The sequence below is a fragment of the Streptomyces sp. NPDC059582 genome (genome assembly GCF_042735715.1).
GTDB lineage: Bacteria > Actinomycetota > Actinomycetes > Streptomycetales > Streptomycetaceae > Streptomyces.
The window spans coordinates 192,347-204,778 of the sequence record NZ_JBHWCC010000003.1; the positions used below are offsets into that span (position 1 = coordinate 192,347).

Consider the following 12,432-nt stretch of genomic DNA (forward strand, 5'->3'; position numbering starts at 1 on the left):
ACGGTTCAGCCCTGCTGCTGGAGCAGCCGGTCGCAGGCCTTGACAGCGTTGTCAAGAGCCGTCTTGGGGCTCTCCTTGCCCTGCAGGGCCTTGGCGACCTCGTTGCGCAGCGCGGTCTTCATCTGCTCGCTGAACAGGACCGGCGTGTAGTTGACCGCGGTCTTCAGGGACTTGGCGGCGGCGATGCGGACGCGTGTCTCGTCGGTACCGTCCTCCTTGGTGAAGTAGGGGTCGTCGAGCGAGCCGGCGGTGCTGGGGAAGATGGCGACCTGCTCGGCGAACGACATCTGGTGCCGGGCGTCGGTCACGTAGTGCGCGAACGCGACGGCGGCGGGCTTCCGCTTGCTCTGCGCGTTGACCATCACGCCCATGACGTACATGTTGGCGTGGCCGGTGCTGGTGATCTGGTCGGTGATGCCGATGTTCTTGTAGAGGCTGGGCGCCTGCTTCTTGAAGTTGCCGAGGTCCAGGGCGCTGCCGGGGTTCATGGCCACGGCCTCGGTGAGGAACTTCTTGCCGGACGACTCGGGGGTGGCGGTCAGCGCCTGCGGGTCGAGGGCCTTGGCGTCGTAGAGCTGCTTGTACCTGGTGAGGAGTTCGACGCCCTTCGCGTCGTTGAAGGCGAAGCCGGTGCCCTGCTGGTTCATGAGCTCGACGCCGTAGCGGCCGAAGTCCTCGACGGTGGGCACGTTGGCGAGGGTGGCGACCTTCCCGTCGCTCTTGTGTGCCAGTTCCAGGGCGTCCGTGAAGAGTTCGTCGTACGTCTTCGGCGGCTGCTCGGGGTCCAGTCCCGCCTTCTCGAACAGGGACTTGTTGTAGAACAGCGGGCCGGTGTTGAGGTACCAGGGGAAGGCGTACGTGCCGGTCATGCCCGGTATCCGGTGGCTGGCCCAGGCGCCGTCCAGGTACTCCTTCCGGTACCGGGCCGCCGTCTTGTCGAGGTCGAGGGCGAGGCCCGCCTTGGCGAGCGGGGCGACGAGGTCCGGGGAGACGTTGACGACGTCGGGGAGGGTGCCGCCGGCCGCGTCTGCGCTGATCTTGTCGGCGTAGCCCTCGGCGGGCTGGTCGATCCACTTCACGTGGGTGCCGGGGTACTGCTTCTCGAAGTCGGCGATCAGGCCTTCGAAGTACGGCTTGAAGTTGGCCCTCAGGTTCCAGGTCTGGAAGGTGATGTCGCCCTCGACCTTGCCCGAGGCGTCGGCCGATCCGCCGTCGTCGCCTCCCGAGCCGCAGGCGCTCAGCGGCAGGAGGACCACGGCGACGGCAGCGGCGGCGAGGGCTCTACGGGAGATGCGCACAGGGGTGGGCTCCTTCACGGGTGGGGGTGGCCGTTGGTGCCGGGGCAGACCCTGCACGCCGCGCTCCGGACAAGTCAATGGATTCGACTCGACTAAATTCATTAGTTCATTGAATGTGCAGGTCAGAGCCCTACAGGTCACTCCTTGCGGACGATCACTAATGCGCATTAGATTCGTCTTGCTCAAGCGCATTAGTGCATCGCGGCGGTGGAATGAGGAACAGCGGTGGCGGAAAAGCGCTCCCCGGCACGCCGGCCCACCATGAAGGACATCGCGCAGCGCGCCGGTGTCTCCCAGAGCGCGGTCTCCTTCGCGCTCAACGGCCGTCCCGGGGTCTCGGAGGTCACCCGTGACCGGGTGCACCGGGTGGCCGAGCAGCTGGGCTGGCGGCCCAGCACGGCGGCCCGCGCGCTGTCCGGGGAGGGCGCGGCGACGGTGGGCTTCGTGCTGGCGCGGCCGGCGGAGACGCTCGGCGTGGACTCCTTCTTCCTGCAACTGGTCTCCGGCATCCAGGAAGTGCTGGCGGAGCGTCATCTGGGCCTGTTGTTCCAGGTGGTGGAGGACGTCGCCGACGAGTGCGCGGTCTACCGGCGGTGGTGGGCCGAGCACCGGGTCGACGGCGTGCTGGTGGTGGACCCGCGCACCGACGACCCGCGCCCCGGGCTGCTCGACGAACTCGGCCTGCCCGCGGTGGTGATCGGCGGACCGCCGGACGAGCGGCACCCCGGGCTGTCGACGGTGTGGGCGGACGACGCGGGTGCGATGGCGTCGGTCGTGGACCAGCTGTACGCGCTCGGCCACCGACGGATCGTGCACATCGCCGGGCTGCCGGGGCTCGCGCACACCGAGCGCCGGATCCGCACGCTGCGGGCCGAGGCCGAGCGGCGCGGTCTGACCGAGGTACGGTCGGTGACCACCGACTACTCGGACGCGGAGGGCGCCGCCGTGACCCGCCGGGTGCTGCGCGGCACGGCGCCGCCGACCGCCCTCGTCTACGACAACGACGTGATGGCCGTCGCGGGTGTCGACGCGGCGGCGGACCTGGGCTTCTCGGTGCCGGCCGATGTGTCGGTGGTGGCCTGGGAGGACTCGGCGCTGTGCCGCATGGTCAAGCCGTGGCTGTCGGCGTTGTCCCGGGACAGCGTGGAGTTCGGACGTACGGCGGCGGAGGAGCTGATCGCGCTGCTGGACGGGGGTACGGCCCGGACCGTACGGGTGCCGGTGCCACGGCTGGTCGAGCGGGACAGCACGGGCGTCGCCCGGGCGGGGTGAGCGGGCGGCACGGGGTGGCGCGGGCGGGGGTGAGCGGGACAGCGCGAGGGCAGCACGGGCGGGGTGAGCGGGAAAGCACCGGGTGGCGCGAGCGGGACGGCACGAGGGCGGCGCGGGCGGAGTGAGCGGGAAAGCACCGGGTGGCGCGAGCGGGACGGCACGAGGGCGGCGCGGGCGGAGTGAGCGGGAAAGCAAGAGGGGGCGGCGCGGGCGGAGTGAGCGGTGGCCGCGAGAACACGATCACCACCTCTCGACGCGGGGCGTGCGCCGGTGCAGAGTTCTCCCTACATACTCGCCAGTAGCACCACTCCGTCCCTAGGAGCGCCAGTGACCAGCTGGGTCGGCCGGACCGCCGCCGAGATCGCCGCCGCCGTCCGCGAGAAGCGGGCCACGCCCCGCGAGGTGGTGGCCGAGCACCTCGCTCGCATCGAGCGCCTCGACGGCCGCGTCGGAGCCTTCCGCACCGTGCGGGCCGAGGCGGCCCTGGCCGAGGCCGACGCACTGGCAGAACGGGCCGACCTCGGCGAACTGCCCCTGGCGGGCGTGCCGGTGGCCGTCAAGGACAACCTCGCCGTGCGCGGCGAGTCCACCCGGGTCGGCTCGGCGGCGACCCCCGACACGCCCGCCGACGCCGACCATGTCACCGTGGCCCGGCTGCGGGCGGCGGGCGCGGTGGTGGTGGGGCTGACGAACGTGCCTGAGCTGTGCATCTTCGGCACCACGGAGGGCGTCCACGGCACGTCCCGCAATCCGTGGGACACCTCGCGCACGGCGGGCGGTTCGTCGGGCGGCAGCGCCGCCGCGGTCGCCGCCGGGATGGTGCCGATCGCCCTCGGCAACGACGGCATGGGCTCGCTGCGCATCCCGGCCGCCAACTGCGGGCTCGTCACCGTCAAGCCGGGCCACGGCGTGGTGCCCGCCGGTATCAGCGACGGCGACTGGTTCGGCATGTCCGAGAACGGTCCGCTGGCCACGACGGTCGAGGACGCCAGGCTGATGTTCTCGGTCCTCGCCGACACGGAGGTCGCCAGGGAGGCGGAGCCCGGCAGTCGCCGGATCGCCGTCTCGGTGCGCAGCCCCCTGGCCGGCGTCACGATCAGCGCGCCGTACGCGACCGCCGTACGGGAGGCCGCCCGGCTGCTGGCCGGCGCGGGGCATCAGGTGCGGCGGGCCGAGCCGCCGTACCCCCTGTCGCTCGGTGTCACCTCGCTGGCTCACTGGACGGCGGGCTCGGCCGTCGACGCCCGGGGGCTCGACCCCCGGCTGCTGGCCCGGCGCACCCGGGTGCACGCCATGGTCGGACAGCGGTTCCTGGACGGGGTGCGCACCGGGGAGGGCCGCGAGCGGCTGCGCCGACGCCTGGAGCCGTTTTTCGCCGAGCACGAGGTGCTGCTCACCCCGGCCCTCGCCCGGCGCTCTCCCCGGTCTGCGCCCTGGCATGAGCGCGGCTGGCTGCGCAATGTGCTGGTCAACACGAACTACTCACCGTTGACCCCGCCCTGGAACCTCACCGGCTGGCCCGCGATGGCGGTGCCGTTCGGCACCCTGCCCTCGGGCGCCCCCACCGCCGTACAGCTGGTGGGTCTGCCCGGGTCTGAGGAGCGACTGCTGCGGCTGGCCGAGCAGTTGGAGGAACTGCGGCCATGGCGCCGGACGGCGCCGCTCGACTAGGGCACCACTTCGGGCGGGTGTCAGAGCGCCCTGTGCATGACGTGCAGTCCGACCAGGCCGTGCCGCGGGTGCTCGTACGCCTCCGGCACGGTGCCCAGGACGGTGAAACCGAGCGACGTCCACAGACGTACGGCGGGGTTCGTCTCGACCACGGCGTTGAACACCATGGCCCGGTAGCCGGCCGCCGTCGCCTCGGCCAGGACGTGCTCGGCGAGGGCGCGGCCGGTGCCGCGACCGGCCCGCTCGGGGTCGACCATGAAGCCGGCGTTCGCGACGCGGGCGGCGGGGCCGGCGTAGTTGGGGGTGAGGAAGGCGGAGCCGACCACGGATCCGGCCTCGTCCTCGGCGACGTAGACGCGCTTGGCCGGGCTCATCCACAGGGCGCGTGCCGCCCGCTCGGAGGTGTCCGGGTCCCAGGTGTACGTCTCGGCGGCGGCGACGATGCGGTGCCAGAAGGGCCAGATCCGCGGCCAGTCGTCGGCGGTGGCTTCTCGGATCGGCATGGGCGTGAGTCTCGCACGCCCATGCGTTCGGCGATCGCGATGGTCCTGCCCCGGGAAGGGGTCAGTCCACGCTGGGCAGGATGTGCGGCTCGGCGAGGTCGTCCTCGTAACCCGCCAGGCGGATCGGGGCGGACCGGGCCCACACGTCGAGGCTGCCGAGCTGTCCGTTCCGGCGGCCCGCGCGCTCCGAGTGTTCCTTGGGGCGCTCCTCGCGATTCGTCTTCTCTGGTGTCACCGCGCACTCCTTATGTGTCGGTCACCCTCGGGACGTACCGACCGGTTCTCCGGCCTCTTCTCGACGCCCGCTCGGGTCTTGCTGACGGCGGTTCGGACGCGGTGGCGCCAGTTGAGTCACAGTGAGAGCAGGCCGTTGTGGACCGGCATGTCCCATGACGGACCTCGGGTGTGGGTGGGACCCCTTGCTGCTGTCCGTCGGCTACAGAGTAACCAAATGAGCGGGTCGGCGCTCAGTGGGGAGTGAAAACTTGGGGTAACTATCGCAAGTCACTCACCTGCACTCCCCTTTGATTTAAACCCCGATGCCCCGCTTCGCGCCTTTCGTCATTCACTCGTTCGGCCTACGTCGACGAAAGTGACTTCGAGACGGCCAGGCAGTTCAAGTGCCGTTGGCCCGGTGGAAAGCAGGCCATGATCTGCTGGTGTACCGCAACGGCTGTCTCGCGGGAGGACCGACGCATGGAGCTGCGCAGCGTCGAGGAGCTGATGGACCTGCTGTACGCCTGCCGGGGCGTCCGCGACACCCGGGTGCCCGGCCGCACCCCGGTCGACCTGCACGAGCACGCGCTGCGGACGGCGGCACTGCTGCGCCGCAGTCGCCCCGCCGACAAGGAACTCCAGGTGACCGGCCTGGTGCACCCCATAGGCCAGCTGCTGCGGCCCGGCGACCCGGCCGGGCAGGCCGACCACGCGGCCGACGCCGTGCGCCCGCTGCTCGGCGACCGGATCTCCCGGCTGATACGCCGGCACCCCTGGCTGGGCGCTCCGGCCGACGACGAGCTGGCGAGCCTGCGCCACGCGGCCGAGGAGGGCCGCACCACCGGGTTCGACGCCGGCGTCCTGGAGGACTGGCGCACCGTCCTGAAACTGGTGGCGGAGCACCACTCGACCCTGCGCGCAGTGGACTGAGAACCGCGCACGGCGAGCCGGGAACTCGCGCGCAGTGGACCGAGAACCGCGCACGGGCGGCCCGAGGGCTGTCGCCCCACGGACCGTCGTGAGACGGTACGGCGGTGACGTCGTCCGACGCGCTGGCGGGCAGGGCCGCCGTGGTGACCGGGGGCACGCGCGGGATCGGACGCGCGGTCGGCCGGGAGCTGGCCGCGGCCGGGGCGCGGGTGTGCGTGACCGGGCGCGACCCGGTCGCGGTACGGCGGACCGCCGAGGAGCTGGGCGGCATCGGCCTGGTGGGCGACATGGCCGACCCCGCTCATCCGCGGGAGCTGACGGAGCTGGTCCTGCGCGAGTTCGGCCGGATCGACATCGTGGTCAACAACGCGGCGACGAACCAGCCGCTCGGGCCGCTCATGGACGTCGGTCCGCAGGCGTGGCGTGAGGCGTTCGCCGTCAATGTGGAGGCGCCGCTGCGGCTGGTGCAGTGCGCGTGGCGGGCATGGCTGCGCGAGCACGGGGGCGCCGTGGTCAACGTCTGCACCGAGGGTGCCGGGCATGTCGGCCCGAATGTCGGCGCCTACGGCACCAGCAAGGCGGCCCTGCTGCACCTCACCCGGCAGCTCGCGGGCGAGCTGGCGCCCGGGGTGCGGGTGAACTCCGTCTCCCCCGGTCTCGTCCGCACCGAGATGGCGCGATTCGTGTGGGAGCCGGGCGAGGCGGAGGTCGCCGCGGGGCTGCCGGCGGGCCGGATCGGAGAGCCGGAGGACGTCGCACGTGCCGTGGCCTGGCTGGTCTCCGACGCGGCGCAGTGGATCACCGGGGCCGATCTGCTGGTGGACGGCGGGACGCGGGTGCGGGCCGCGTACTCCTCAGGGGCGTACGCGGTCCACGACCGGTTGCGCGGGGCTCACCACTTGCCGGGCGCGTAGTCCTTCAGGAAGACGCCGTACAGGTCCTCGCCCGCCTCGCCGCGCACGATCGGGTCGTAGACGCGGGCGGCGCCGTCGACGAGGTCGAGCGGGGCGTGGAAGCCTTCGTCGGCCAGGCGCAGCTTGTCGTAGTGCGGGCGCTCGTCGGTGATCCAGCCGGTGTCCACCGAGGTCATGAGGATGCCGTCGGTCTGGAACATCTCCTGGCCGCTGGTCCGCGTCACCATGTTCATCGCGGCCTTGGCGGCGTTCGTGTTCGGGTGGCCCGCACCCTTGTAGCCGCGGCCGAACACCCCCTCCATCGCCGAGACGTTGACGACGTACGCGCGCTTGCCGGTCGCCCGGCGCGCGGCCTCGGCCATCAGCGGCCGCAGCTTGCTGATCAGGATGAACGGCGCCGTGTAGTTGCACAGCTGGGTCTCCAGCAGCTCCACGGGGGAGATCTGCTCGATGGTCTGCACCCAGGTGTTGCTGTCGACCACGTCGGGGACCAGGCCGCCCGCGTCGATGGCGGTGCCCTCACGGTGGCGGACCACGCTGGCGTTGCCCGCGACCAGCGCGAGGTCGGCCACCTTCTGCGCGTCCAGCCCGCTGACGCCGACGGGCAGCGCGGTCAGTCCGTCGACCGCGCCGGAGTTGAAGGCGCCGATGACGTGGCGGGCGGGCAGCTCACCGGCCGGCAGCGGGGCGCGCTCGCTCTCGACGAGAGCGGCGTAGGCGGAGGGCAGGCGGCGCACGGTCTGGGTGGCGTTGTTGATCAGGATGTCGAGCGGGCCCTGCTCGGCGACCTGGTCGGCCAGTGCCACGACCTGCGCCGGGTCGCGCAGGTCGATGCCGATGACCTCCAGGCGGTGGATCCAGTCCGCGGAGTCGTCCATGGCCTTGAAACGACGGATCGCGTCGTTGGGGAACCGGGTGGTGATGGTGGTGTGGGCACCGTCACGCAGCAGCCGCAGCGCGATGTACATGCCGATCTTGGCGCGGCCGCCGGTGAGCAGCGCGCGCTTGCCGGTGAGGTCGGTGCGGGCGTCGCGGCGGGAGCGGTTCAGGGCCGCGCAGTTCTGGCAGAGCTGGTGGTAGAAGTAGTCGACCTCGACGTAGCGGGTCTTGCAGGTGTAGCAGGAGCGCGGGCGCTGCAGTATCCCCGCGATCTGACCCTCCTCCGTCACCGACGACGGCAGGATGCCCTCGGTCTCGTCGTCGATGCGCTGGGCGGAGCCGGTCGCGGTGGCCTCGGTGACCGCCTTGTCGTGCGCGGTCTTGGCGGCCCGGCGCTCCTGGCGGCGGCGCTGCTTGACCGTGCGGTAGACGCCCGCGGTGGCCCGGCGCACGGCGATCGCGTCGGGGTGGTCGACGTCCAGCTCGTCGAGTTCCTCGAGCACGCCGAGGCAGACGGCCAGCCGCTCCGGGTCGATCCCGGGCCCGTACACCACCTCGTCCGTGGTCGCCGTGCCGTCCTGCGTCACCGTCATCGCGCTGCCGATCCCTGGGGTCCCGTCGCGGCGCTCCTTCCGCGCTCGCTTCGAACGCGAAATTCTAACGGAGCGCCCGACCCCGGGGCCAAACCGCGGATGATCAAGGACCGCAGGCCTCGATCAGCGTCTCCACCTCCTCGGCCAGCGCGCGGGCGAGGAGGTCCAGGTCCGGCACGGCTTTCGCGTCGGCGACGAGCCCGTAGTGGACGCGTCCGCGGTAGGTCGAGACGGCGACCGCCAGGGACTGGCCGCGGGCCAGCGGGGCGAGCGGGTAGACCTCGGTGACCGGGTTGCCGCCGAGCTTCAGACCGAGGCTGGGCAGCGGCACGCTGGTGACCAGGATGTCGAACCAGAGCCGGGCCGCCTGGCTGACCAGCGGTCCGCCGAGCCGGTGGCCGAGCGCGGGCACGTGGTCGGCGAGCAGGGCGACCGCGCCGGCGCCGCGGTGCGACCCCGCGTCCTTGTTGCGGTCCATGGCGGCGCGGACCGCGCCGAGCCGGCCGAGCGGGTCGGGCTCGTCGACGGGCAGCCGTATCAAGTAGCCCGAGAGCCGGTTGCCCTGTGGGTGCGCGGTGCGCGGCCGGCGCCGGGAGACCGGGATGAGCGCGCGGGGCGCGACACCCTCGCTGCCGTCGCCGCGCTCGTCGAGCCAGCGGCGCAGCGCACCGGCCACGACGGCGATGAGGACGTCGTTGACGGTGCCGCCCACCGTCTTGCGGACCCGGTGCACGTCGTCGAGGTCGATCACCACCCCGGCGGTGCGCCGGGTGCCGGTGGACTCCGCGGTGAGCGCCGGGACGGGGCGCATGGCCAGGGTGGACGCGGCGACGGAGGCACCGATGTCCAGGGCCCGGCCGGCGTCGGACAGCGCGCCCCGCAGCAGTCCCGGCAGCCTGCGCACATCGGGCAGCAGTCCGCGCGAGGGCGGCTGGACCGGACGCGGCCGGGGCGGGGGCATGTCCATGGGGTCGAGGACGGCGGCGGCGAGCGTCAGCGCCCGCAGGCCGTCGGCGAGGGCGTGATGGAACTTGAAGAGCACCGCGAAGGACACCCCGTCCGCGCCCGGCAGCACATGGGCCTCCCACGGGGGACGGCCGCGCTTCAGCGGGCGCTCCATGAGCCGGCCCGCGTCCACGTGGAAGTCGGCGGTCGGGGCGTGCAGCCGGACGTGGTGCAGGGGGTCGAACTCCGGGTCGGCCTCACGGGCCGCGCCGCCGAAAGCGAGGGGCCGGCGCAGATCGAGCGGCTGCCACACGTCCCGGATCCGCATGCGCAGCCCCGGTACGGCGGCCGCGCGGGCGGCGAGCAGGTCGGCCGCGTGCGCCGCCGCGGTGGGCGAGTCGGCCGAGAAGACCCCGAGCGCTCCGATGTGCATGGGGTGCTCGGCGGACTCGATGTTCCAGAACGCCAGGTCGAGAGGGGCGAGCAGGTCGGAAGTCAAAGGCTTGCCTCGCGTCGACGAGGGGACGGGTCAGCAAGCAGTCAATCGCCCATGGGCGATTACGGTCAAGCGCGGTCAGGCTACGCTCAGTAAACAGCGTATTAAGTCCCGGTCACGTCGTCTCACCAATCCCGCTGGTCACAGGGCTTTACCCGGCGTGGCCGGAAACAACCCGTGCGGGCTATGACACCAGCTGTCCCTTGCCCAGCGCGATCACTCCGCCCTTCGACACGGTGTACAGCTCCGCGTCCCGCTCCGGATTCACCCCGATGGTCGCACCCGGCGGCACCTCGACGTTCTTGTCCAGGACGGCCCCGCGCACCACCGCGCCCCGGCCGATGTGGACGTTGTCGTGCAGGATCGAGCCCTGGACGACGGCTCCCGGGTCGACCACCACCCCGGGTGACAGCACGGACCCGGTCACCTGGCCCCGGATCAGACAGCCGGCGCTGATGATCGACTCGCCGGCGATCCCGCCCGAGCTGAAGCGGGCGGGCGAGAGCTGGTTGGAGTGGGTGTAGACGGGCCAGTTGCGGTTGTAGAGGTCGAAGGCGGGGCGCTCGGCGATCAGGTCCATGTGGGCGTCGTAGTACGCGTCGAGGGTTCCGACGTCACGCCAGTAGCCCTGCCCTCGGGTGGTCTCGCCCGGCACGTGGTTGGCGCTGAAGTCGTACAGGTGCGCCTCGCCACGGCTGGTGAGCTGGGGCAGGATCGAGCCGCCCATGTCGTGCACGGAGCTTCGGTCCTCTGCGTCCCGCTGGAGCGCCTCGATCAGCACCTTGGTGGTGAAGATGTAGTTGCCCATCGAGGCGAACACGGACTCCGGATCGTCCGGCAGTCCCGGCGGGTCGGCGGGCTTCTCCAGGAAGCGGTCGACGGTCTGGCCGTCCGAGCCCGGGGTGATCACGCCGAACGACGACGACTCGGTGCGCGGCACCCGTATCCCCGCCACCGTCACGCCCGCCCCGCTGTCGATGTGCTGGGCCAGCATCTGGCGCGGGTCCATGCGGTAGACGTGGTCGGCGCCGAACACCGCGACGTACTCGGGACGTTCGTCGTAGATCAGGTTCAGCGACTGGAGGATCGCGTCGGCGCTGCCCAGATACCAGTGCGGGCCGAGTCGCTGCTGCGCCGGGACGGGCGTGACGTAGTTGCCGAGCAGGCTGGACATCCGCCAGGTGGTGGTGATGTGCCGGTCCAGCGAGTGCGACTTGTACTGCGTCAGTACGCAGATGCGCAGGATGTCGCCGTTGACGAGGTTGGAAAGGACGAAGTCGACGAGACGGTAGGTGCCGCCGAAGGTGACCGCGGGTTTCGCGCGGTCCGTGGTCAGGGGCATCAGACGCTTGCCCTCACCGCCCGCCAGCACGATTCCGAGCACCGAAGGCCCTCCACGACGCATGGCCGCTCCCCTCACCCTGGTTGACCCATGCCTGCCCCTGAGCAGTTCGCACCAAGCCTGTTCGAGGAGCCCCGAGCCCCGCTCCGTGCGGTCCCCGAGCCCTCATTCCCGCGATCCCCGAGCCGTACTCTCCGCCCGGCTAGGCCGATTTGAGGATCTCCTCGTACAGCCGGACCGTGCGCCGTGCCACCGCGTCCCAGCCGAACTCGCCCACCGCGCGCTCCCGTCCGGCCTCGCCCATGCGCCGGGCCGCCTCCGGATCGCCGAGGACCGAGTCCAACGCCCGAGCGAGTCCCGCCTCGAAGTCGTCGTCCACGGACACCAGCAGGCCGGTCTTCCCGTCCTCCACCACCTCGGGAATGCCGCCGACCCGCGAGGCCACCACGGGTGTGCCGCAGGCCATCGCCTCCAGATTGACGATGCCGAGCGGCTCGTACACCGAGGGGCAGACGAACACGGAGGCCTGCGTGAGGAGTTGGATCACCTCCGGACGCGGCAGCATCCGCGGGATCCAGTGCACGCCGTCGCGGGCGCGGCTCAACTCCTCGAACAGCTCGCGGAACTCGCGGTCGATCTCCGGGGTGTCGGGCGCGCCCGCGCAGAGCACGACCTGTGCCGCCGGATCGATGTCCCGCACCGCGCGCAGCAGATGGGGAACGCCCTTCTGGCGGGTGATCCGGCCGACGAACAGCACGTACGGGCGGCTCGGGTCGACGCCGACGCGGGCGAGGGCGTCGGTGCCGTGGTCGGGCCGGTACAGGCGGGTGTCGATGCCGTTGTGCACGACGTGCACCCGCTTCGGGTCCAGGGCCGGATAGCAGGCGAGGATGTCCTCGCGCATCGCGCCGGACACCGCGATCACCGCGTCGGCGGCCTCGACCGCGGCCCGCTCGGCCCAGCTCGACAGGGCATATCCGCCGCCGAGTTGCTCGGCCTTCCAGGGGCGCAGCGGCTCCAGCGAGTGGGCCGTCAGCACGTGCGGGATGCCGTAGAGGAGCTTGGCGAAGTGGCCGGCGAGGTTCGCGTACCAGGTGTGCGAGTGGACGAGATCGCGCCCCTCGACGGCCGCGGCGATCGACAGGTCGGTGGAGAAGGTGCGCAGCGCGTCGTTGGCGCCGTCGAGGGCGGACCAGGAGCGGTGGCGTACGACGCCGTCCGTCCGCCCCTCTCCCCAGCAGTGCACGTCCAGCTCGACGAGGGACCGCAACTCCCGGGCGAGGAACTCGACATGGACCCCCGCGCCGCCGTACACGTCCGGGGGGTACTCCCGGGTCAGCAGTCCCACTCGCACCGGAACCCCCTGTCTCGAC

Annotated in this window: 11 protein-coding genes; 4 read left to right on the top strand and 7 right to left on the bottom strand. The window is 71.9% G+C overall.

The annotated features are described in order from the left end of the window. Positions 1-5 precede the first annotated feature (5 nt). Complete coding sequence (locus tag ACFV0T_RS04480; protein WP_385774317.1) at positions 6-1,298, bottom strand: ABC transporter substrate-binding protein; 1,293 nt, start codon at positions 1,296-1,298, stop codon at positions 6-8. 261 nt (positions 1,299-1,559) lie between these two features. Here ACFV0T_RS04480 and ACFV0T_RS04485 point away from each other — a divergent pair, with 261 nt between their 5' ends. Then, the gene (locus ACFV0T_RS04485) at positions 1,560-2,570 is read left to right on the top strand and encodes a LacI family DNA-binding transcriptional regulator (protein ID WP_385774533.1); all 1,011 of its coding nucleotides are present in this window, start codon (positions 1,560-1,562) and stop codon (positions 2,568-2,570) included. Between the two features lie 327 nt (positions 2,571-2,897). Beyond that, entirely contained in the window at positions 2,898-4,241 is a 1,344-nt protein-coding gene (locus ACFV0T_RS04490; protein WP_385774318.1) for an amidase, read from the top strand. A gap of 20 nt (positions 4,242-4,261) precedes the next feature. Here the strand turns inward: ACFV0T_RS04490 and ACFV0T_RS04495 are convergent, their stop codons facing one another. Both ACFV0T_RS04495 and ACFV0T_RS04500 read right to left on the bottom strand, forming a co-directional pair. After that, on the bottom strand, positions 4,262-4,744 hold the full coding sequence (locus ACFV0T_RS04495) for a GNAT family N-acetyltransferase (RefSeq protein ID WP_385774320.1): 483 nt from the start codon (positions 4,742-4,744) through the stop codon (positions 4,262-4,264). A gap of 61 nt (positions 4,745-4,805) precedes the next feature. Continuing rightward, on the bottom strand, positions 4,806-4,979 hold the full coding sequence (locus ACFV0T_RS04500; RefSeq protein WP_385774322.1) for a hypothetical protein: 174 nt from the start codon (positions 4,977-4,979) through the stop codon (positions 4,806-4,808). Positions 4,980-5,440: 461 nt separating this feature from the next. Between ACFV0T_RS04500 and ACFV0T_RS04505 the strand changes: the two genes are divergently transcribed. Together ACFV0T_RS04505 and ACFV0T_RS04510 are read left to right on the top strand one after the other, a co-directional pair. Next, complete coding sequence (locus ACFV0T_RS04505; protein WP_385774324.1) at positions 5,441-5,890, top strand: hypothetical protein; 450 nt, start codon at positions 5,441-5,443, stop codon at positions 5,888-5,890. A gap of 104 nt (positions 5,891-5,994) precedes the next feature. Next, positions 5,995-6,804 carry an SDR family oxidoreductase gene (locus ACFV0T_RS04510; protein ID WP_385774326.1) on the top strand — a complete coding sequence of 270 codons (810 nt, stop codon included), beginning with the start codon at positions 5,995-5,997 and terminating at the stop codon, positions 6,802-6,804. On the opposite strand, the gene ACFV0T_RS04515 is transcribed toward ACFV0T_RS04510, so the two are convergent. The 4 genes from ACFV0T_RS04515 to glgA all read right to left on the bottom strand — a co-directional run bounded on the left by ACFV0T_RS04515 (position 6,783) and on the right by glgA (position 12,413). Beyond that, the gene (locus ACFV0T_RS04515; protein WP_385774328.1) at positions 6,783-8,276 is read right to left on the bottom strand and encodes an SDR family NAD(P)-dependent oxidoreductase; all 1,494 of its coding nucleotides are present in this window, start codon (positions 8,274-8,276) and stop codon (positions 6,783-6,785) included. The two genes, ACFV0T_RS04510 and ACFV0T_RS04515, sit on opposite strands and share 22 nt — an antisense overlap. A gap of 103 nt (positions 8,277-8,379) precedes the next feature. Then, a complete protein-coding gene (locus ACFV0T_RS04520) occupies positions 8,380-9,720 on the bottom strand; it encodes a wax ester/triacylglycerol synthase family O-acyltransferase (RefSeq protein ID WP_385774330.1) in 1,341 nt (446 codons plus the stop codon). 181 nt (positions 9,721-9,901) lie between these two features. Beyond that, positions 9,902-11,122, bottom strand: coding sequence for a glucose-1-phosphate adenylyltransferase (gene glgC, locus ACFV0T_RS04525; RefSeq protein ID WP_385774332.1), 1,221 nt, complete (start codon positions 11,120-11,122; stop codon positions 9,902-9,904). 139 nt (positions 11,123-11,261) lie between these two features. Then, positions 11,262-12,413, bottom strand: a complete 1,152-nt coding sequence (glgA, locus tag ACFV0T_RS04530; RefSeq protein WP_385774334.1) for a glycogen synthase — start codon at positions 12,411-12,413, stop codon at positions 11,262-11,264. Between the last annotated feature and the right edge of the window lie 19 nt (positions 12,414-12,432).